Annotated in this window: 20 protein-coding genes; 14 read left to right on the forward strand and 6 right to left on the reverse strand. The window is 72.1% G+C overall.

The genetic code is table 11. The features are described 5' to 3' along the window. Positions 1 to 63: 63 nt before the first annotated feature. From Q4A22_RS07080 to Q4A22_RS07115, 8 genes are all read left to right on the forward strand, one after another. Positions 64 to 855, forward strand: a complete 792-nt coding sequence (locus tag Q4A22_RS07080) for a DeoR/GlpR family DNA-binding transcription regulator (protein ID WP_303178092.1) — start codon at positions 64 to 66, stop codon at positions 853 to 855. Next, positions 852 to 1,823, forward strand: a complete 972-nt coding sequence (locus Q4A22_RS07085; protein ID WP_303178093.1) for a 1-phosphofructokinase family hexose kinase — start codon at positions 852 to 854, stop codon at positions 1,821 to 1,823. Before Q4A22_RS07080 ends, Q4A22_RS07085 begins: the two co-directional genes overlap by 4 nt. A gap of 118 nt (positions 1,824 to 1,941) precedes the next feature. Next, a complete protein-coding gene (locus Q4A22_RS07090) occupies positions 1,942 to 4,158 on the forward strand; it encodes a fructose-specific PTS transporter subunit EIIC (RefSeq protein WP_303178095.1) in 2,217 nt (738 codons plus the stop codon). A gap of 5 nt (positions 4,159 to 4,163) precedes the next feature. Beyond that, positions 4,164 to 5,885 carry a phosphoenolpyruvate--protein phosphotransferase gene (gene ptsP, locus Q4A22_RS07095; RefSeq protein ID WP_303178096.1) on the forward strand — a complete coding sequence of 574 codons (1,722 nt, stop codon included), beginning with the start codon at positions 4,164 to 4,166 and terminating at the stop codon, positions 5,883 to 5,885. Between the two features lie 45 nt (positions 5,886 to 5,930). Further along, complete coding sequence (locus Q4A22_RS07100; protein ID WP_303178097.1) at positions 5,931 to 6,212, forward strand: HPr family phosphocarrier protein; 282 nt, start codon at positions 5,931 to 5,933, stop codon at positions 6,210 to 6,212. A 179-nt stretch (positions 6,213 to 6,391) separates the two neighbouring features. Beyond that, positions 6,392 to 8,341: an FMN-binding glutamate synthase family protein gene (locus Q4A22_RS07105; protein ID WP_303178098.1), complete on the forward strand. Its 1,950-nt coding sequence runs from the start codon at positions 6,392 to 6,394 to the stop codon at positions 8,339 to 8,341. 88 nt (positions 8,342 to 8,429) lie between these two features. After that, positions 8,430 to 9,512: a peptidoglycan bridge formation glycyltransferase FemA/FemB family protein gene (locus Q4A22_RS07110; RefSeq protein ID WP_303178100.1), complete on the forward strand. Its 1,083-nt coding sequence runs from the start codon at positions 8,430 to 8,432 to the stop codon at positions 9,510 to 9,512. A 136-nt stretch (positions 9,513 to 9,648) separates the two neighbouring features. Further along, entirely contained in the window at positions 9,649 to 11,760 is a 2,112-nt protein-coding gene (locus Q4A22_RS07115) for a threonine/serine exporter ThrE family protein (protein ID WP_303178101.1), read from the forward strand. Between the two features lie 15 nt (positions 11,761 to 11,775). On the opposite strand, the gene Q4A22_RS07120 is transcribed toward Q4A22_RS07115, so the two are convergent. Further along, positions 11,776 to 12,624, reverse strand: a complete 849-nt coding sequence (locus tag Q4A22_RS07120) for a siderophore-interacting protein (RefSeq protein ID WP_303178102.1) — start codon at positions 12,622 to 12,624, stop codon at positions 11,776 to 11,778. A 19-nt stretch (positions 12,625 to 12,643) separates the two neighbouring features. Beyond that, entirely contained in the window at positions 12,644 to 13,327 is a 684-nt protein-coding gene (locus tag Q4A22_RS07125; RefSeq protein ID WP_303178104.1) for a uracil-DNA glycosylase, read from the reverse strand. A gap of 53 nt (positions 13,328 to 13,380) precedes the next feature. On the opposite strand from Q4A22_RS07125, the gene Q4A22_RS07130 reads away from it, so the two are divergent. The 4 genes from Q4A22_RS07130 (at position 13,381) to Q4A22_RS07145 (ending at position 17,171) form a co-directional block, all read left to right on the forward strand. Continuing rightward, positions 13,381 to 13,605, forward strand: coding sequence for a DUF3263 domain-containing protein (locus tag Q4A22_RS07130; RefSeq protein ID WP_303178105.1), 225 nt, complete (start codon positions 13,381 to 13,383; stop codon positions 13,603 to 13,605). Between the two features lie 143 nt (positions 13,606 to 13,748). Then, a complete protein-coding gene (locus Q4A22_RS07135) occupies positions 13,749 to 14,039 on the forward strand; it encodes a hypothetical protein (RefSeq protein WP_303178107.1) in 291 nt (96 codons plus the stop codon). Positions 14,040 to 14,269: 230 nt separating this feature from the next. Further along, entirely contained in the window at positions 14,270 to 15,904 is a 1,635-nt protein-coding gene (groL, locus tag Q4A22_RS07140; protein ID WP_303178109.1) for a chaperonin GroEL, read from the forward strand. A gap of 202 nt (positions 15,905 to 16,106) precedes the next feature. Further along, complete coding sequence (locus tag Q4A22_RS07145; protein ID WP_303178110.1) at positions 16,107 to 17,171, forward strand: ribonuclease H; 1,065 nt, start codon at positions 16,107 to 16,109, stop codon at positions 17,169 to 17,171. 6 nt (positions 17,172 to 17,177) lie between these two features. On the opposite strand, the gene Q4A22_RS07150 is transcribed toward Q4A22_RS07145, so the two are convergent. The 4 genes from Q4A22_RS07150 to Q4A22_RS07165 all read right to left on the reverse strand — a co-directional run bounded on the left by Q4A22_RS07150 (position 17,178) and on the right by Q4A22_RS07165 (position 20,149). Beyond that, a complete protein-coding gene (locus Q4A22_RS07150) occupies positions 17,178 to 17,468 on the reverse strand; it encodes a WXG100 family type VII secretion target (protein ID WP_303178111.1) in 291 nt (96 codons plus the stop codon). A gap of 105 nt (positions 17,469 to 17,573) precedes the next feature. After that, on the reverse strand, positions 17,574 to 19,046 hold the full coding sequence (locus Q4A22_RS07155) for a HAMP domain-containing sensor histidine kinase (protein ID WP_303178112.1): 1,473 nt from the start codon (positions 19,044 to 19,046) through the stop codon (positions 17,574 to 17,576). A 4-nt stretch (positions 19,047 to 19,050) separates the two neighbouring features. After that, on the reverse strand, positions 19,051 to 19,764 hold the full coding sequence (locus tag Q4A22_RS07160; protein ID WP_303178114.1) for a response regulator transcription factor: 714 nt from the start codon (positions 19,762 to 19,764) through the stop codon (positions 19,051 to 19,053). Between the two features lie 127 nt (positions 19,765 to 19,891). After that, complete coding sequence (locus tag Q4A22_RS07165; protein WP_303178116.1) at positions 19,892 to 20,149, reverse strand: hypothetical protein; 258 nt, start codon at positions 20,147 to 20,149, stop codon at positions 19,892 to 19,894. 133 nt (positions 20,150 to 20,282) lie between these two features. On the opposite strand from Q4A22_RS07165, the gene Q4A22_RS07170 reads away from it, so the two are divergent. Together Q4A22_RS07170 and Q4A22_RS07175 are read left to right on the forward strand one after the other, a co-directional pair. Further along, a complete protein-coding gene (locus Q4A22_RS07170) occupies positions 20,283 to 20,666 on the forward strand; it encodes a cold-shock protein (protein ID WP_303178257.1) in 384 nt (127 codons plus the stop codon). Beyond that, a complete protein-coding gene (locus Q4A22_RS07175) occupies positions 20,659 to 21,219 on the forward strand; it encodes a DUF3027 domain-containing protein (RefSeq protein WP_303178118.1) in 561 nt (186 codons plus the stop codon). Before Q4A22_RS07170 ends, Q4A22_RS07175 begins: the two co-directional genes overlap by 8 nt. Positions 21,220 to 21,233 lie beyond the last annotated feature (14 nt).

Raw genomic sequence — 21,233 nt, forward strand, 5'->3', positions numbered from 1 at the left:
GAACAGACATAAGCTCACATCCACAGGGGCGCCACCATCGCCGCCCCGGGCCGTGAGGTGAGGATGTTCGCAGCAGAACGCCACGAGGAGATCGCTCGTACGGTGACCCGCGAGCGCCGTGTCAACGGCGCGGACCTCGCCCAGCGGTTCCAGGTGACCATGGAGACCGTCCGCCGCGACCTGGCCGTCCTGGAGAGCCAGGGTCGGCTGCGCCGGGTGCACGGCGGTGCCGTCTCGGTGGACCAGTCCACGAGCGGCGAGCAGGGCATGGACTCGCGCCAGCGCCAGGCCGCCGCGGAGAAGCAGCGCATCGCCCACAGGGCGCTGGACCTGCTGCGCCACGCCGGGGCCGGTGCCGTGGTGCTGGACGCCGGAACCACGGTGGAGGCGCTCGCGGAGCTCCTGCTGCGCCGCGACAACCACCTGCCGAGTGGGCAGGAGCAGCTTGTCATCACCCACGCCCTGCACATCGCGGCGAAGCTCGCGGACGCCCAGGGGGTGGGCCTGGAACTGGTCGGGGGCCGGATCCGCAAGCTCACATGGGCCGCCACGGGCTCCCGGGCCGCCCAGCACTACGACCAGCTGCGACCGGATCTCGCCTTCGTGGGCTGCAACGGCGCCCACGCGCGCTTCGGGCTCTCCACCCCGGACCCCATCGAGGCCGTGGTGAAGTCTGCGATCGTGCAGGCCGCCCGCCGCGTGGTGGTGCTGTGCGACTCCAGCAAGCAGGACCAGGAGACGCTGACCCGTTTCTGCGCCCTGGAACAGATCGACACGTTCATCACCGACCGGGCTCCCACGGGGGATCTGGCTCAGGCCCTCGAAGACGCAGATGTGGAAGTGGTTCTCGCATGATCATCACCCTGACCCTCAACCCCTCCGTGGACCGCACGGTGGACCTCCCGGGCCCGCTGGCCCGGGGTGACGTGCAGCGCGCGTCCGGCACCCGCCAGGACCCGGGCGGCAAGGGCGTGAACATCTCCCGCGCCCTGTGCGCCAGCGGCGTGGACACCGTGGCCGTGGCCCCGGGCGATCCCACGGACCCCCTGTTCGCGGGGCTCGACGCCGCGGGCGTGCGCTACGACAACGTGTCCATCGGCGCGCCCATCCGCTCCAACATCACCATCACGGAGCCGGACGGGACCACCACCAAGATCAACGAGCCCGGTCCCGTGCTGGACGAGCACACGGTGGAGCGGATCGTGGAGCGCATCGTGAGCCGTGGGGCGGGAGCCTCCTGGATCGTGTTCGCGGGCTCCGTGCCCCCGGGCCCGGCGCCGGACGTCTACGCCGTGCTCGCCGCGCGGGTGCGCGGCGCGCTGGGCGCCGCGGCGCCGTCGTTCGCGCTGGACTCCTCCGGTGACCCGCTGCGGGAGGCCCTCGCGCCCGGTGCCGCGGTGTACCCGGACGTGATCAAGCCGAACGGCCACGAGCTCGCCCAGCTGCTGGGCCGTGAAGACGGCGACGACCTCGAGGCCGATCCGCAGGCCGCCGCCCACGCCGCCGCGGCGCTCGTGGACCGGGGCGTGGGCGCTGTGCTGTGCACCCTGGGCGGCAACGGTGCCGTGCTGGTCACCGCAGAGGGTGCCTGGCACGCCCTGCACGAGCCCGTGACCGTGCGCTCCACGGTGGGCGCCGGCGACAGTGCCCTCACCGGCTACCTCGTGGCCGCGCAGGAGGGCGCCCCGCCCGAGGAGTGCCTGCGCCGAGCCGTGGCCCACGGCTCGGCGGCCGCGGCACTGCCCGGGACACAGATGCCCACCGTGGCGGACACCACCCCCGAGGCCGTCCGCGTGACGGCCCTCGAACGGCCCACCGCCTGACAGCCCCGGGGGACGACCGCCGCGCAGCGCGGACCCCGCCCGATCCACCACTGCCCGATCCACCCACCGTTCGATCCACCCACTGCGAGCCCACGGGCCCGTACCAAGGAGTCCTGACATGTCGGATCTCATCAACCCCGGCCTGGTCCTGCTGGACCGGGACCTGGGAGCGTCCACGGAGAACGTGATCCGTGAACTCGCCGCCACCGTCCACCGGGAGGGTCGCGCGCGGGACGCGGACTCGCTGGCCGCGGACGCGCTCGCCCGCGAGGCCAAGAACGCCACCGGGATCCCCGGCGGCATCGGCATCCCGCACTGCCGCTCCGAGGCCGTCACGCAGGCCACCCTGGTCATGGCGCGGCTCGCGCCCGCCGTGGACTTCGGCGCCAAGGACGGGCCCGCGGACATCGTCTTCTTCATCGCGGCTCCCGCGGGCGCGGACCAGGAGCACCTCAAGCTGCTGTCCAAGCTCGCCCGCTCGCTCATGAAGAAGCCGTTCGTCGCATCCCTGCGCGCCGCCGAGACCCCCGAGGAGGTCGTGGGCATCGTGGACCGCGCCCTCGGCCTGGCCCCGGACGACGCCGCCGCCCAGGAAGGCGCGTCCGGCACCTCCGGCGCAGCCACGGCTGCCGGGGCCGCCTCCCCGCAGGACGGCGGCGCCGCCTGCTCGGGTGGTGCGACCGCCGCGGGAGCCACCGCGGTAGGTGCCGCCGGAACCAGCGCCGCAGCCGGAACGGGCGCGGCAGCGGCGGCCGGAGCGGGAACCGGGACCGTGGCAGGGACCGGCGCCGCGGCGTCGTCGTCCGAGCAGGGTGCCGCGCGCGGACCCCGCCGGATCGTGGCCGTGACCGCGTGCCCCACGGGGATCGCGCACACCTACATGGCCGCGGATGCGCTGAGCAACACGGCCGAGGAGATGGGCGTGGACCTGCAGGTCGAGACGCAGGGCTCCTCCGGCGCCGCGCGGCTGGACCCGCAGGTGATCGCGGGGGCCGAGGCCGTCATCTTCGCCACGGACGTGGACGTGCGCGAGCGCTCGCGCGTCGCGGGCCTGCCGTACATCGCCTCCGCGGTCAAGCGCGGGATCGACGAGCCCCGGGAGATGATCGAGGAGGCGCTCGCCGCGGCGGACGACCCCCGCGCGCCCAAGGTCACCGGCGACGGCACCGAGGCCTCCGCCGCGCTGACAGGCAGTGAGGGCTGGGGCACGCGGATCCGCAAGGCCGTGATGACCGGCGTGAGCTACATGATCCCCTTCGTGGCCGCGGGCGGTCTGCTCATGGCCATCGCGTTCATCATCGCGGACCCCGTCCTGGTGGCGAAGCAGGCCGACGGCATCCTGCAGAGCTCCACCCTGGGCAACCTGGGGGACGTCCCCCTGAACATGTACCTGGGGGCTGTGCTCTTCAAGATCGGCAACCTGGCGATCAGCCTGCTGGTCCCGGCGCTCGCGGGCTACATCGCCTACGGACTCGCGGACCGGCCCGGCATCGCGCCCGGCTTCGCCGCGGGCCTGGTGGCCAACTTCATGGGCGCCGGGTTCATCGGCGGCATCGTGGGCGGTCTGCTGGCCGGGCTGTGCGCCTACTGGCTGACCCTGCCCCGGCTGCCCCGGTGGCTGGGCTCGCTGATGCCCGTGGTGATCATCCCCCTGCTGGCCTCCCTGTTCGCGGGCGGGCTGCTGCTGCTGTTCATCGGCGGACCGATCGCCGTGTTCATGACCTGGCTGACCGGCCTGCTCTCCGGCATGACCGGCACCTCCGCCGTGGCTCTGGGTGCCGTGCTGGGACTCATGATGTGCTCGGACCTGGGCGGTCCCATCAACAAGGTGGCCTACTCCTTCGCCGTGGCCGGCCTGGGCGCGGCAACCGTCACGAACACCGCCCCGCAGGAGATCATGGCCGCGGTCATCGCCTCCGGCATGGTGGCCCCCCTGGGCCTGGCCCTGGCCTCCACCGTCCTGGGCCGCAAGTACTTCACCGCCGCAGAGCGGGAGAACGGCAAGACCTCGTGGCTGCTGGGAGCCTCCTTCATCTCGGAGGGTGCCATCCCGTTCGCCGCGGCGGACCCCCTGCGCGTGATCCCCGCCACCATGCTGGGCGGTGCCATCACCGGGGCCATGTCCATGGCCTTCGGCGTGACCTCCGCCGCTCCGCACGGCGGCATCTGGATCCTCCCCGTGATCGGCGGAGCCTTCGGCTTCGTGCTCTCCATCCTGGTGGGCACCGCGGTGACCGCCGTGGCGGTGACCCTGCTCAAGCGCATCGGGCGCGTGAAGCAGCACGTGGGTGAGGTCCCGGGGGTTCCCCAGACCGGGCAGACCGTGGAAGCGTGAGGACCATGACAGACGACAACCTTTCCCAGCAGCAGGTCCTGCACGGCGTGGGCGTGAGCCCGGGCCGCGTGATCGCCCCGGTCGTGCACATGGCCCCGGCCGTGAGTGAACCGCCGGAGGGCGAGCAGCTCACCGAGGACCCCCAGGCCGCGACCGACCGGCTCAAGTCCGCCGCGCTCGCCGTCAAGGCGGAGCTCACCGAGCGTGCCGCCCGGGCACGCTCGGAGTCCGCCGCGGAGGTCCTCAAGGCCACCGCGCTGATGGCCGGCGACAGGGCGCTCGTGAAGAACGCGGGCAAGCTCGTGACCTCGCAGCAGCTGAGTCCCGAACGGGCACTGTGGCAGGCCGCCACGGCGTACGCGGACCAGATGCGGGCCATGGGCGGCTACATGGCCGAGCGTGCCGCGGACATCGAGGACGTCCGGGCGCGGATCGTGGCGCAGCTGCGCGGCGAGGACGCCCCGGGCGTGCCGCAGCGGCGGGAGCCCTTCGTGCTCGCCGCCGAGGACCTCGCCCCCGCGGACACCGCCGTTCTGGACCCCGAGGTGGTCCAGGCGCTCGTGACCTCCTCCGGCGGGCCGCAGTCCCACACGGCGATCCTGGCGCGCAACCTGGGGCTGCCCGCCGCCGTCGCCGTGGCGGGGGTCCTGGAGATCGAGGCCGGGACGCCGGTGTTCGTGGACGGCTCGACCGGCACCGTGGTCGCCTCCCCGGGCGAGGCGGAGCAGGCCGCGGTGGAGGCATGGCGCCGCACGTCCGAGCGGCTCGCGTCCTTCGACGGGCGCGGTGTCCTCTCCGACGGCACCGAGGTCCCCCTGCTGGCCAACGTGGGCACGGGCGACGACGCCCGGGCCGCCGCGGAGGCCGGCGCCCAGGGCGTGGGGCTGCTGCGCACCGAGTTCTGCTTCCTGGGCCGGGACACCGAGCCCACCGTGGCGGAGCAGACCGAGGCCTACGCGGAGGTCTTCGAGGCGTTCGAGGGCAGGAAGGTGGTGGTGCGCACGCTCGACGCCGGCGCCGACAAGCCCCTGCCGTTCCTCACGGACACCACCGAGCCCAACCCCGCCCTGGGCGTGCGCGGCTACCGCACGGACTGGACCACCCCGGGGGTGCTCGCCCGCCAGCTCGAGGCCGTCGCCGCGGCCCGGGACGCCAGCGGCGCCCAGGTGTGGGTCATGGCCCCCATGATCGCCACCGTGTCCGAGGCCGCGCGCTTCCGGGAGCTCACGGACGCCGCGGGTCTGGAGGTGTGCGGCGTGATGGTCGAGACCCCGGCCGCCGCGGTCACCGCCGAGCAGATCCTGGAGCGCGTGGACTTCGTGTCACTGGGCACCAACGACCTCACCCAGTACACGATGGCCGCGGACCGGATGCTCGGCTCCCTCGCGGAGCTGAACTCGCCCTGGCAGCCCGCCGTGCTGCGGATGATCGACAGCGTGACCCGCGGGGCGGCGTCGGCCACCGAGTCCACCGGCACCCACAAGAACGTGGGAGTGTGCGGCGAGGCGGCCGCGGATCCTGCGCTCGCCGTGGTGCTCGTGGGGCTGGGCGTGGACACCCTGTCCATGAGCCCGCGCTCGCTTGCGGCCGTGGCCACCGTCCTGGCCACCGTGGACCGCGCCGAGGCGCGCCGTCTCGCGGCCCTGGCGCTGGGAGCCACGAGTGCCGAGCAGGCCAAGGAATCGGTGCGGGCGCAGCTGCCCGTGCTGGCAGAACTGGGGCTGTGACGAGCCCCGAGACAGACCACAGCAGTACATCGACAAGGAGCTGACATGACAGAACGCACCGCCACCGTGGCCTCCCGAGTGGGCCTGCACGCGCGTCCCGCCGCGATCTTCGCGGAGGCCGCCGGGGAGTACGAGAACCTCGAGATCACCATCCGCGCCGAGGGCGAGGACGCCGAGGAGGGCATGGACGCCTCCTCCGTGCTCTCGCTGATGTCCCTGGGCGCGTCCCACGGGGACAAGGTGGTCCTCGCGGCCGAGGGCGACGGCGCCGAGGAGGCGCTCGAGCACCTCGCCGGGATCATCGAGACGGATCTCGACGCCGAGTAGAACCCCGCGCCACCGGTGAACCCCGGGGACCCGTGCCACGGGTCCCCGGGGTTTCGTCACGAGCGGGGTTTCATCGTGCGGGGGAGGTGTGCACTGGGTTTTGTTGAGCCCGGGGAGCCCGCGTGAACGGGGCTTTCTCGTGAACGGGCCCCGGTGAGGTGCCGGGGTACGGTGTCCCCATGGTGCGAATCCTCATCCTGGCGGGCCTCACGGCGGCCCTGCTCCTCACGGTCCTCGCGGCCGTGCTCGGTCCCTGGGGCTGGTGGATCCCCGCCGCCCTCTTCCTCCTCCTGCTGGTCGTGGCCGTCCACGACGTGGTGCAGCGCAGGCACTCCGTGCTGCGCAACTTCCCGGTGCTGGGGCGCATGCGCTTCCTCCTGGAGAAGATCCGTCCCGAGATCCAGCAGTACTTCATCGAGCGCAACTGGGACGGCAAGCCCTTCGACCGGGACCAGCGCTCCCTGGTCTACTCCCGGGCCAAGGGCTTCAAGGGGGACAAGGCGTTCGGCACGGAGCTGGACGTCAACGCACCGGGCTACGAGTACTTCGTGCAGTCCGTGGCGCCCCGGCCCGCACCGAAGGAGGAGCACAGGGTGCGGTTGGGCGGGCCGGACTGCCGCCAGCCCTACGACGCCTCCCTGCTGAACATCTCCTCCATGAGCTTCGGCTCCCTGTCCAAGAACGCCGTGCTGGCCATGAACAAGGGCGCGGCCCAGGGCGGGTTCGCGCAGGAGACGGGGGAGGGCGGACTCACCCGCTACCACCTGGCGCACGACGCTGACATCGTCTGGGAGTTCGGCTCCGGCTACTTCGGGACCCGGGACGCGGACGGGCACTTCGACCCCGAGGTCTTCCGCGAGAAGTCCAACCTCCCGCAGGTCAAGGCCATCAGCGTCAAGCTCTCCCAGGGCGCCAAGCCCGGTCTGGGCGGGGTGCTGCCCGGGGCCAAGGTGACCCCGGAGATCGCCGACGCCCGCGGGGTGCCCGAGGGGCAGACCTGCATCTCCCCGGCCAGTCACTCGGCGTTCACCACCCCTCGCGAATTGGTGCGGTTCATCGCGCGGCTGCGGGAGCTCTCCCACGGCAAGCCGATCGGCTTCAAGCTGTGCGTGGGCTCGCGGGTGGAGTTCCTGGCCATCTGCAAGGCCATGATCGAGGAGGACGTGACCCCCGACTTCATCGTGGTGGACGGTGGGGAGGGCGGCACGGGGGCGGCTCCCCTGGAGTACCAGGACCACGTGGGCACCCCGCTGGTGGAGGGACTCATCCTGGTGCACAACGCGCTGGTGGGTTCCGGGCTGCGGGAGCGGATCAAGATCGGCTGCGCGGGGAAGATCACCTCGGGCCACGACATCGTCCGCCACATCATCCAGGGCGCGGACTTCTGCCTGAGCGCACGCGCCATGATGATGGCCGTGGGCTGCATCCAGGCCCAGGCCTGCCACACCAACACGTGCCCCGTGGGCGTCACCACGCAGAACCCCCGGTTGTACCGGGCCCTGGACGTGGCGGACAAGGGCGACCGCGTGGAGCGCTACCACCGTCTCACCGTGGAGGAAGCCGGGCAGATCATCTCCACCATGGGCTGCGACCACCCGGAGGAGCTCACCCGCGAGATGCTGCGCCGCAAGGTCACGGCCACCCGGAGCGTCTCCTACGAGTCCCTCTACGAGTGGCTGCGCCCGGGAGAGCTGTTCGAGGGTGTCGAGGGCGGTTGGGGTGAGGACTGGGACTACGCGGACCCGGACCGCTTCACCGCAGGCCATCCCGGCAAGTACGTCTTCAACGACCGCGGTCCGCTCTCCCCGGGCGGGAGGGTCCCCGCGGCGGACCGCACGCCGGCGCTCGCCGGCGTGGGCGCCGTCGCCGGAGGGTCCGGCACCGGAGCGCGCCCTGCGGGTGGAACTCGGTCCCGCGCGGCCGCGGGACCGGGTGCCTCCTCGGAGCAGGCTGCGGCACCCGTGCCCGCAGGCGGTCCGGAGGGGGCGTCCCAGGGGACGGCCGCGCGGCCCGAGGGCGAGCCGGGGACCACCGCGGGTGCTCAGCACACGGTGCGGGACCCGGCTCCGGAGTCCCACAACGTGGACCCGGACGACACCCAGCGCAGCCGCAACCCCGGGCTGGCCTGAGGGCGGCGGGATACCATGTGAGGCGGTCCCGGCACCGCCCGGGTCCGCCCCCGTCAGAGCACGTCCGCGGCACAGGATTGAGAGAGCCTTGCGAGAATTCACTGCACGTTTCGCCACCGCCCAGGAACTGTCCGAGTGGGACGAGCACGTCACGGCCAATCCCTCGGGTGGCAACCTGCTGCAGTCGGAGGCCTTCGCCGAGGTCAAGAAGGACCACGGCTGGGTCCCGCGGCACGTGGTCTACGAGCCCTCGGACGGCTCGCGGCCCAGCTACAACCTGGTGCTGGAGAAGTCCGTTCCGGCCCTGGGAAAGCTCTGGTACATGATCAAGGGCCCGGACGTGGAGTCCGTGGAGGACATGCCGGGCATCGTGGCCGCGAACGAGCGTTTCGTGGCCGAGTCCGCGAAGGACGTGTTCGCCATCAAGTACGAGCCGGAGATCCTCGCCTCGGACTACGCCACCGGTGTGCTGGCCCGGTGCGGGCTGGTGAAGTCCTTCGAGATCCAGCCGAATGACTCCACCGCGGTGCTGGACACGGACATGGACGAGAAGGCCCTTCTCAAGTCCCTGCACTCCCGCGGGCGCAACGCCGTGCGCCGTGCGGTCCGGGAGGGCTGCGAGGTGGAGCAGGTTCCCCTCACCGAGGAGAACATGCGGACCATGTACGCGCTCATGGACTCGGTGGGCCAGGGGCACGCGCACGTGAACCTGCGCTCCTACGAGTACTACAGGGCGTTCTGGAACAACTTCGCCCGGCGCGGTCAGGGCAGGCTGTACTTCACCTACGAGGACGGCAAACCCTCGGTGGGTGCCTACGTGATCGCGTACGGCGCCAAGGGCACCTACAAGGACGGCGGCTCCAAGCCGCGCCGCAAGCAGTACGGGGACTCCCACCTGGTGCAGTGGAGCGCCATCACGGACCTGAAGCGGGACCACGGGATCACCCAGTACGACTTCTGCGGCACCCCGCCCTCGGACCAGCTCAAGAACAAGGAGCACCACTACTACGGCCTGGGGCTGTTCAAGACGAGCTTCACCAAGACTGTCGTGGACTACGTAGGTGTTTGGGACCAGCCGCTCAGCCGCGCGAAATACGCTGTGTGGACCAATGTGGCGGAGAAGGTCCAGCGCCAGCTGTGGGTGCGCCGCACGGGGCAGCCGTTCTACTGAGCCGCCCCGTCCCGGTGCATCCCGGCTGAACGGCACCCGGCCGCGCCGCGGGTCCCCCGGGTGACGGGCGGGCGTCGCGGCGGCCACCACAGACGATCCGAGCAGTGCCCGTGGCGGCAGGGGAGGTTCATGCGACGTGAGCGTGAGTGAACAGTTGACGCGGCCGACGCACCAGGGGTACCCGTCGTCCGGGGAGGCCCAGGAGGCGTCGTCGCCCGAGGACGAGCCCTTCGGGCCCGGCGGGGACACGGCCCTGCGGGACGCCGTGCGTCCCACGACCCCGCGGCGGCGTCCGCGCCCCCTGCCGCGACCCACTGAGGAGCAGGCCGCGCGGGCCGAGCTGCGCAGCGCGGCCGTCCGTCCGCCCACCCTGGACGACGCCGCCGGGTCTCCCCGGCAGCCGCAGGACCGCGTCCCGCACACCGGGCGGGGCGCGGACACCCCGCGGGTCACCGCGCTTCCCGTGCTGACCCCCGGTCAGATCGCCGCGGACCGGGCGGGCCAGGGGCACCGCGCGGGCGTGCCCGCCGCGCTCACCGAGCCGGTCGGCGTGACCTCCCGCCGTGGCACCCCCGCGGCCTCTCCCGTGGAGCGCCCCGAGACCGTGGCGCACCAGGTGGCACCGGCCACCACGACCATTCCCCGCGGGGCATATCCTGCGGCCCGCGTGGAGCCCGCGCGTGCCCCCCGGTCCTTGCTGCGCTCTCTGGTGCGGGGGGACGCCGCGCCCACCGCTCCCATGCGCGTGGTGGACCGGCTCACCGCCACCCCCTTCCAGCACCTGCGCAAGTTCGGCGACGGCACCGACCGCCAGGCCAGGCGCACCCTGAACTTCGCGCTGCGCCTGGCCGAGACCATGTTCCACTACGGCGCGGACGCCCTGGACGTGGAGAACGCCATCATCGCGGTGTGCGCCACGTACGGGGTGGAGAACCTGGAGGTGGACATCACCAACCAGTCCGTGACCATCAACTACGTGGCCGAGACCACCCCCACCGGCAGTCTCACGGCCGCGGGCGCGCACACAGGCGGGAAGGCCGGGGGCGGGGGCTCCACGGCGGAGGGTGCCCCCGCGTTCGCGGGGACGCCGGGGACCACGGGGGAGGTCCGCGGTGCCAGGAACCCCCGCACGGGGGAGGACCCCTGGGGGGACTCCACCACCTCCAGCCACACCGTGATGCGGGTGGTGCGCTCCTGGACGGACAACTACGCCGGGCTGGCGGACTCCCACCAGCTGGTGACCCGCATCATCGAGGGCGAGATGCCGCTGCGGCGTGCCGAGAAGGAGCTCGCGGAGATCAACGCGCGCCCCAAGCCATATCCCCGGTGGATGGTCTCCGCGGCCACCGTGGTGGCCGCGGGCACGCTCGCCCTCGCCCTGGGGGCCTCGCTGGTGGGTGCGCTCGTGGCGGTGGGATCCGCGGCGGTGGTGCAGCTGGTCACGGCCAAGCTCTCCGCCTGGCGGATCCCGGAGTTCTTCTCCCTGGCCGCGAACGCCTTCGTGGTCACCATGCTGGCCATCGTGGTCTCGGCGGTGGGGGTGGAGCTGTCACCACCGAGAGTCATCGCGGGCGGGCTCATCATGCTCCTGCCCACCACGCGGATGGTCTCCACCATGCAGGACGCGATCAACGGCTTCCCCGTCACCGCGGCGGGCCGGCTGCTCTCCACTGCCCTGGCGTTCCTGGGGATCGTGGCCGGGATCGCCCTGGGTGTCACGGTCACCGTCAACGGTGCCGGCGCGCCGCCCATCGACGTGTCCCAGTCCAGCTTCACTCCCACCGGCGTGGTCACGAACATCGCGTTCATGCTGGTCTCCACGGTCCTGATCTCGCTCACCATGCAGGTCAAGCCGCGCCACATCCCCGCGCTGCTCGCGGCCGCGTTCGTGGGGCTGCTGCTCTACCACGGGGTCACCGCTCTCGGCGCCGGCAGCCGCCTCGCCACGGGGATGGGGGCGGTGAGCAGCGGCTGCGTGGCCGCGCTGCTGGCCGCGCGGGCCAAGATCCCGCAGGCCGTGCTGGCCATTCCCGCCATGACGTTCCTGCTCCCGGGCCTCACGCTGTTCCGCGGCATGTACGCCATCACCGTGGAGTCCGACGCCGCCAGCGCCGGGATCACGGAGATGCTCAACGCCATGGCCTCGATCGTGCTGCTCGCCGCGGGAGTGGTGCTCGCGAAGTACCTCATGCGCCCGTTCATCGAGCAGATGCAGCACCTCTCGCAGCGCCGCAACCGGCGGCGGTGACGCCCACCCGGGGAATCAGATGATCTTGCCCACGGGCAGCTTTTTCTCCGCCTGGAACATGTCCTCCGTGCGCCCCTGCGCCCAGTAGCCGGACAGCGAGACCTGCGAGCGCTCCAGCCCCCGGACCTCGAAGAGCTCCCGTCGGGCGGCCTTCATGGCCTCGCGCTCCCCGTGCACGAACACCTGGACCCCGGAGACGTCCTCGGGCCACGCGGCCCCGGCCAGGGCGGTGACGAGCGCGCGCTCGCCGGGTGCCTGCGTGGCTCTGTGCACCCACCGCACGCGCATCCCCTCCGGGACGGCGACGCCGCCCAGGTCCAGTTCGTGTGCGGCGTCCGCCACCTCCAGGACCACCTCGCCGCGTGCGGAGGCGGGCAGGGCCTCGAGGTTTGCGAGCACGGCGGGGACGGCGGCGTCGTCGCCCGCGAGCAGGGTCCAGGTGGCCTCCGGGTCCGGCACCCACGTGCCGCCGGGGCCCAGGGCGACGATCCGGTTGCCGGGGGCCGCGGCGCCCGCCCAGGGCCCGGCGAAGCCTGCCGCGCCGTGCAGCGCCACGTCGATCCACACCGTGGCGGTGTCCGTGTCCACCCGGCGCAGCGTCATGTGGCGGGAGACCGGCTGGTCCTGGGGTGCGGCGGCCTCGCGCACCGCCCAGTAGTCGGGGAAGCCGCCCGGCGCGGAGTCGGCCACGGCGGGCGGGAAGAACAGCAGCTTCACGTACTTCTCGGGCGCGGGGACGTCCCGGAAGTCCTCGGGGTTCTCGATGCGGCAGACCACCCGCACCATGGCCGGGGACAGCTGGATCCGCTCGAGCACGGTGAGGTCGAGCTGGGGCTTGCGGGTGGGTGCGGGAGGTGTCGTCATGACACCAGGTTAGGGCACCCTAACCGGGAAGTTGCCATGAGACGGGCTCCGCGCCCTGCTCCTGCAGCAGGGCGTTCGCGCGGGAGAACGGGCGGGAGTCGAAGAAGCCCCGGGACGCTGACAGCGGAGAGGGGTGCACGGACTCCACCGTGGGGGCACCACCCAGCCACGGCGCGGTGCCACGGGCGTCCTTGCCCCACAGGATCCCCACGAGTGGCGTGCCCCGCTCTCCGAGCGCACGGATGGCACACTCGGTGACCTCCTCCCAGCCCTTGCCCCGGTGCGAGGCGGGGGTTCCGGCCCGGACCGTGAGGACCCTGTTGAGCAGCATGACCCCCTGTCCGGACCACGAGGAGAGGTCGCCGTGCGCGGGCGGGTCGATGCCCAGGTCCGATCGCAGCTCCTTGTAGATGTTCTGCAGCGAGCGCGGCACGGGGCGGACGTCCGGCGCCACCGAGAAGGACAGCCCCATGGCGTGGCCCGGCGTGGGGTACGGGTCCTGGCCCACGATCAGGACCTTCACGGCGCTCATGGGCTCCCGGAACGCCCGGAAGACGTCCCGCCCCGCCGGCAGGGTGTGGTGTCCCCCCGCGTGCTCCCTGCGCAGGAACTCGCCCATCTCCCGGATCCGCGGCTCCACCGGCTGCAGGGCTCGGGCCCACTCCTCGTGCATGATCTCGTGCAAGGGCCGGGGGCTGTTCACGGGTGACCTCCTGGGGACGACGGCGCGGCGCACCGCGCGCTAGGGTTGGGGCCATGTCTACCACGGGAGAGGATCTGGACGACGACGACCGCGCGCTGCTGGCGCTCGAGGCCGAGCACTGGAAGTACCGCGGCGCCAAGGAGTCCGCCATCCGGACCCGGCTGGGGCTCAGTCCCGTGAACTACTACCAGCGGCTGAACTCCCTGATCTCCTCGGACGCGGCCGCCCGGCACGCGCCCATGCTGATCGGCCGGCTGCGCCGCGCCCGCACCCGCTGACTCCGCGGCGCGCTCCAGCAGACCGCCCGTGACGGCCACGACCGGCCGCCTCCTGTGGAGACGCCGGCAATCTGCCGCCTGCGGTGGCGACGGCCGCGCACACCACCGCCCCCCCCCGACGAACGTCCGAGAGGAACGAGACGATGAGCGAGTACCCCCGCGACGAGTTCGACGACGTCCCCGAGGACGGCTCCCGGCAGGGCGCCCACCGCGGCCACAACCCGCGCGCCCGTACCGGCTCGCGCGGCCAGCTGCGCGCCGTGCTGGCGGCAGGGGTGCTCTCGCTGGTGCTCGGGGCGTTCTGCTTCGTCAACGCCCCCCGCACCGCGCAGGACACCCGGGCCCACGCCGCCCCGGCGGCCGCCGCTGAAACCCTCGCGGGCGGCGTCGTGGCCCCTCCTGCGCCGGTGCGTTCAGCCGGGAATGAAACCTGAGCGTCCTGCGCGCAGATCGTTTGCGGTTCCGCGCGCACGGGTGCCACTATTGGATTAGCACTCAGTCGAGTGGACTGCTAACCGGGTCCGGTGGCGGTTGCCCGGCGGCCGAGTGAAACCACATCACGGTGAGGTGACCGTCGCGCGGTGAGGACCGTGGGGCGCACCGTCCGTCGCGGGCACCGTGGTGGCAAGTCTTGTTTGTCAACCGTCCAGGAGGGACGAAACACATGGCAAAGATGATCGCATTCGACGAAGAAGCACGCCGCGGCCTCGAGAAGGGTCTGAACACCCTCGCGGACGCCGTGAAGGTCACGCTCGGCCCCCGCGGGCGCAACGTGGTCCTCGAGAAGTCCTGGGGCGCCCCCACGATCACCAACGACGGCGTGTCCATCGCCAAGGAGATCGAGCTCGAGGAGCCCTACGAGAAGATCGGTGCCGAGCTCGTCAAGGAGGTCGCCAAGAAGACCGACGACGTCGCCGGTGACGGCACCACCACGGCCACCGTGCTCGCCCAGGCCCTGGTGAAGGAAGGCCTGCGCAACGTGGCCGCCGGCGCCGACCCGCTGTCGCTGAAGCGTGGCATCGAGAAGGCCGTGGCCGCCGTGACCGAGCAGCTGCTGTCCTCCGCCAAGGAGATCGAGACCGAGGAGGAGATCGCCGCCACCGCGTCCATCTCCGCCGCGGACCCCGAGATCGGCAAGCTCATCGCCGAGGCCATGGAGAAGGTGGGCAAGGAAGGCGTCATCACCGTCGAGGAGTCCAACACCTTCGGGCTGGACCTCGAGCTCACCGAGGGCATGCGCTTCGACAAGGGCTACCTCTCCGGCTACTTCGTCACGGACGCGGACCGCCAGGAGGCTGTCCTCGAGGATCCCTACATCCTCATCGTGAACTCCAAGATTTCCGCCGTGAAGGACCTGGTCCCCGTGCTGGAGAAGGTCATGCAGGCCGGCAAGCCGCTGCTGATCATCGCCGAGGACGTGGACGGCGAGGCGCTGGCCATGCTGGTGCTGAACAAGATGCGCGGTGCCGTGAAGTCCGTGGCCGTCAAGGCCCCCGGCTTCGGCGACCGCCGCAAGGCGCAGCTCGCGGACATCGCCATCCTCACCGGCGGCCAGGTCATCACCGAGGAGGTGGGCCTGTCGCTGGAGTCCGCCACGATCGACCTGCTGGGCCAGGCCCGCAAGGTCGTGGTGACCAAGGACGAGACCACCATCGTGGACGGTGCCGGGACGCAGGAGGAGATCGAGGGCCGCGTGGCGCAGATCCGCGCGGAGATCAACAACTCCGACTCCGACTACGACCGCGAGAAGCTGCAGGAGCGCCTGGCGAAGCTCGCCGGCGGCGTGGCCGTTCTCAAGGCCGGTGCCGCCACCGAGGTGGAGCTCAAGGAGCGCAAGCACCGCATCGAGGACGCCGTGCGCAACGCCAAGGCCGCTGTGGAGGAGGGCATCGTCGCCGGTGGTGGCGTGGCCCTCATCCAGGCCGGTGCCAAGGTGTTCGACTCGCTGGACCTCTCCGGTGACGAGGCCACGGGTGCGAACATCGTGAAGGTCGCCATCGACGCGCCGCTGAAGCAGATCGCCCTCAACGCCGGCATGGAGCCCGGCGTGGTGGTGGACAAGGTCCGCGGGCTCGAGACCGGCTGGGGCCTCAACGCCGCCACCGGCGAGTACGAGGACCTCATGTCCGCGGGCATCAACGACCCCGTCAAGGTGACCCGTTCCGCGCTGCAGAACGCCGCGTCCATCGCGGGTCTGTTCCTCACCACGGAGGCCGTGGTGGCGGACAAGCCCGAGCCGGAGGCCGCCGGTGCGGGCGCCGGTGCCGACCCCATGGGCGGCATGGGCGGCATGATGTGATCCCACTGCCCTGAGCAGTGCTCCCACCCGCCACACGGGTGGGATCGCGAAGGACCCCGGATGCGCTGGGCGCATCCGGGGTCCTTTTCATGTTCCGGTCCTTTTCCCTGCTCCGGCGAGCTCGCCACGGGGCGGATCGGGCCGGACCAGATCGTCTGCACTCCCGGTTCTGCCTGTCGGGGTGCTTTGGGAGAATGGGGCCATGACGATCATTGCTTCCGCGGACGGCTCGGCACTCGGCAACCCGGGCCCGGCCGGCTGGGCCTGGTACATCGACCCCACCTCGTGGCGCGCGGGCGGGTGGGCGCACGGCACCAACAACATGGGCGAGCTCACGGCGGTGCTGAACCTGCTGGAGGAGACCCGCCACCGGGCGGACGAGCCGCTCACGGTCTACTGCGACAGCCAGTACGTGATCAACTCCATCACCAAGTGGATGCCCGGCTGGAAGAAGAAGGGCTGGAAGAAGCGCGACGGCAAGCCCGTGATGAACGTGGACATCATGAAAGCCCTGGACCGGGAGCTCACCGGGCGCCGCGTGAGCTTCGAGTGGGTCAAGGGCCACGCGGGACACGAGCTCAACGAAGCCGCGGACCAGCGCGCCCGTGCCGTGGCCACCGCCTACCAGGCCGGGACCGCGCCCCAGGACATGCCCACGGGACCCGGGTTCCGGGACCGCGCAGATGCCACGCACACCCCCGGACCGGCAGAAGAACCGTTCACGAGTGCGCAGGCCCGCCCCGGTGGAGGCGCCGGGGGCGGAGGCGGCCACGGCCGGGGCAGTGGGGGAGACCGCGAACCGAGCGGTGCGGGGGACCGGGTCGAACCGGACCTCTTCTCCGAGCTCGCCGAGCTGGACCACTCCGCACCCGCTGCCGTCCCGGCGCCCCCCGCGGAGGGCGCAGCGCCGGGCGCCGGGTCCGTGCCCGCGCACCTGGTGGCTGAGGCCCTGGACCGGGAGACCGCGCTGCTCACCCACCGCCCGGGGAGCTCGCGTGAGGACCGGCTGCACCCCGGGATGCTCTGGGTGGACGCCCACGGCCGCACGGGCACCGCCGCCGACTTCGAGCGCCGTGCCGGGACGGGTGGCGGGGTTCCGGAGGAGCTGCGCGTGAGTGCGCTGGGCGCGGGCGGCTACCACGTGAGCTACCGGGTGCAGGAGCCCTCCGCCGTGACCCGGCGCAGCTCCGTGTGGGTGCGCGAGGACCAGCACAACGAGATGGGTCCGTGGTTGCTGCGCCACCACCAGGTCACGGCGGAGGACTGAGCGGTCTCAGCCCGCGAACATGCGGGCGTTGGCGGCCTCGGTCTCGGCGTACTGGGTCCCCGCGGTGGCGAGGGCCTGGTTGATCTGAGCCACAGCCTGCTCCATCTGCGCCTGGGCGCTGCGCCACGAGCGCAGGGCCTCCTGGAAGCTCGCGGACGCGGTGCCCGTCCACGAGCCCTCCAGGTCCGTGAGCGTGGCCGTCATGCCGTTGACCTCCGCTCCGAGCCGCTCGATGTGGCCGTGGGCCTGCTGGGACTTGGCGGCGATGGTGTCGCTGTCCACCACGAAGTGGGCCATGGGGTTCCTCCTGGGGAGACCGTGTGTGCACCGGCACCCTGCCGGTCCACCGCACGCTAGGCGCCGGGGTGCGCGATGTGCCTCCCGGCGGGCCCGCCTGTGGACTCAGGAGGGTTGGCGCTCGGTGTCCACAGGTTCCGCGTGGGGGATCCGCACGGTGAAGGTGGCCCCGCCGCCGTCCGTCTCCTCGAGCTTCACCGCACCGTCGTGCTGGTCGATGATCGCCGCCACGATGGACAGCCCCAGCCCCGTTCCCCCCGTCTCCCGGGTGCGGGAGGAGTCGGCCCGGTAGAAGCGCTCGAAGACCCGCTCGGCGTCGTCGCCGTGGATGCCGGGACCGTGGTCCCTCACCTGCAGGACCGAGGTGAACTGCCCGTCCACCGCGGGCTCCAGCCCCACCGCGAGCTCCAGCGGGGAACCGGCGGGGGTGTAGCGCAGGGCGTTGGTGATGAGGTTCGCCACCACCTGGCGCAGCTTGGACTCGTCGCCGTGCACCCACGCGGCCTCCGGGGAGGGGCTGTCCAGACCCACCACGGCCACGCTGCGGTCCGGCGCCGTGGCGTGGGCGTCGGAGGCGGCGTCGTAGGCCAGGTGCAGCAGGTCCACGGGACCCGTGGTGGTGACCCGGCGCTCGTCGAGGCGCGCCAGGGTGAGGAGGTCCTCCACGAGCTGCGTCATGCGCTTGGACTCGGACTCGATCCGGTCCATGGCCTTGCCCACGTCCTCCGGGGTCTGCAGCGCCCCGTGGCGGTAGAGCTCGGAGTAGCCGCGGATGGAGACCAGAGGGGTGCGCAGCTCGTGGGAGGCGTCCGCCACGAAGCGGCGCAGCTTGGTCTCGGAGCGGGTGCGGGCGTCGAAGGCGTCCTCGATGTGGCCCAGCATGGCGTTGAGGGAGGTGGAGAGCTGGCCGATCTCGGTCTGGGGGTTGTAGCCCTCCATGCGCTGGGACAGGTCCCCGTCCGCGATCCGTGCGGCGGTGGCCTCCACCTGGCGCAGGGGCTGGAACGCCCGGGTGACCAGGACCCAGCCCACGGTCATGGCGGCGAGCAGGGTGGCCAGGCCGAAGCTGAAGGTCAGCAGCCCCACCCCGGAGATGATGGCGTTGGTGCGGTCGAGGGGTTCCGCGACCACCAGGGACATGTCGAACATGGTGAGCTTGCTGGGCAGCACGCGCCACGTCCGGTCCGAGTTCCCCTCGGAGCCCACCGTCTCGGCCTGGCCCTCGTGGGCCTCCACGTAGTCCAGGGTCATCCTGGACAGGTCCGGGTCCGGCGAGTTCGCGTCGTCCGAGGCGCCGCCGCGCGCGGTGGCAACCACGTGCCCGTCCCGGTCCAGGAGGAAGCCGGAGGTTGGCACCGGGGTGCTCACGTCCCCGCGCAGTGCTCCCGTGAGCACCGGTGCCATGGTGTGCACGGCCTGGGCGAGCTCCTGGTCCTTGCTGGTCACCAGCGAGTCCCGCAAGACGGACACGGCCACCAGTGTGGTCACCATGACGGACACGGCGAGCAGAAGCCCGGTGAGGGCCATGAGCTGGGAGCGTAGGGACGCGGAGCGGAACCGCCGGGTGAGCACGTTCAAGGGGTCAGTGGCGCTTGTCCGCGGAGCGCAGCAGGTAGCCCACGCCGCGCTTGGTGTGGATCAGGGAGGGCTGCTCGGGGTCGTTGTCGATCTTGCGGCGCAGGTAGGAGATGTAGGACTCCACGATGGAGGCGTCGCCGTTGAAGTCGTACTCCCACACGTGGTCCAGGATCTGCGCCTTGGACAGCACCCTGTTGGGGTTGAGCATGAGGTAGCGCAGCAGCTTGAACTCGGTGGGGGACAGGTCGATCTCGCGCCCGCCGCGGAACACCTCGTGGGCGTCGTCGTCCAGGACGAGGTCGTCCACCCTCAGGCGGGAGTCCTCCTCCTCGAGGGGCTGGGTGCGGCGCAGCACCGCGCGGATGCGGGCCACCACCTCGTCCAGGCTGAAGGGCTTGGTGACGTAGTCGTCGCCGCCCACGGTCAGGCCGGCGACCTTGTCGTCGGTGTCGTCCTTGGCGGTGAGGAAGAGGATGGGGAAGTGGCGCCCGGCCGCGCGCAGCTTGCGGGTCACCGCGAAGCCGTCGATGTCCGGGAGCATCACGTCCAGCACCGCGAGATCGGGGTCCTCGGCCTCGGCCTTGAGCAGGGCGTCACGCCCGTTGGCGGCCGTGACCACCTCGAACCCGGCGAACCGCAGCGACGTGGCCAGCAGCTCGAGGATGTTGGGCTCGTCGTCGACGACGAGCAGCTTCGCTTCAGGGGTCTTGGTGTTCATGCTCCCACTATCTCCGTGTTTCCTGGACGTATCCTGGCCCGCTGCCGATGGGATTCTGGGTGCCCGTCGAGGCGGCCGTCTCCGCGCTTCGCCATGATGAGCCCGCGGACGACGCCGCCCGCGCGCCTCAGCGGGCCGAGCGTCGTCGTGCGCCGCGCACCAGCTCCACGCACAGCAGCAGGAACGCCACCGGCAGGAGGACGGCCGGGAAGATGGTGAACCCGCCCCAGAGCACGTGCCCGCCTGCGGCGGCCACGAGCACCGCGGCGATGGACAGGGCGCACAGCACGGTGAGGACGAGTGCCGTGGCGAGCAGGCCGGAGATGCGGTCCCCGGAGCGGCGGGCGGCGGGCGCGGACGGGGTGGAGGGGCTGGAATCAGGCATGGGCACAAGGTAGCAAGGCGCCGCGCGCGGGGGAGGCCACCCGGGCGGCCGGGGGCTAAACTGTGGTGTTCGCATAGTGCGGCGCCGCTGCGCGCAGCGGCCGCCACGTGATGAAGAGACTGAGGTGATCCGCGTGCCCACGGGCAAGGTCAAGTGGTTCGACGCAGACAAGGGTTTCGGTTTCCTGGCCACCGACGACGGCCAGGAGGTGTTTCTCCACGCGTCGGCGCTGCCCAGCGGGGTGACCACGGTCAAGCCCGGGACCCGCATGGACTTCGGCATCGCGGACGGCAAGCGCGGTGCCCAGGCGCTGTCCGCCACGGTGCTCGGCACGCCGCCGTCCGTCACGCGCAACACCCGCAAGCCGCCCGAGGAGATGGCCGTGCTCACGGAGGACCTCATCCGCCTGCTGGACGGGATGTCCGGCGGCCTGCGCCGGGGGCGCTACCCGGACCACTCCCACGGGCGGAAGATCGCCACCATCCTGCGCACCGTGGCGGACGAGCTCGATGTCTGAGCCAACCACCGACCAGGACGGAACCGCCGCCGGGGCACCCGCACCCGCACCCCGCAGGCGCACGAGCACCCGTGCCCGAACCCGGACCCCCAAGCAGGACCCCGTGCTGAGCGCCGCCGTGGCGCTCGCCCGGGAGGCGGTGCTGCTCGGCGGCCAGGACGAGAGCGGAGTGGGGGACCACGTGGGGGTGCGGGTCCACGAGGACCGGCTGCTGACCCACCTCTTCGAGTGCAGGCTGCGGGGCTACCCGGGGTGGACCTGGTACGCCACCGTGGCCCGTGCTCCCCGGAGCAAGCACGTGACCGTGTGCGAGTCCGGGCTGCTGGCCGGGCCGGACTCCCTCCTGGCACCCGCGTGGGTGCCCTGGGAGGAGCGGATGCAGGCGGTGCGCGAGCAGGAGGGTGAGGGGTCCCCGGACGCCGAGTCCTCCCCCGCCCCGGACGCCGACCCCGCCCGGGACGCCGGCTCCCAGGCTCCGGCCCCCGAGACCCCGGCACCCGAGGGCCCGGTCGACGCCGCGGTCGCGTTCTCCGGGGGCGACGCGTCATCGTAGGGCGCGGACCCACC

This window comes from Kocuria sp., assembly GCF_030530945.1.
Classification (GTDB): Bacteria; Actinomycetota; Actinomycetes; order Actinomycetales; family Micrococcaceae; genus Kocuria.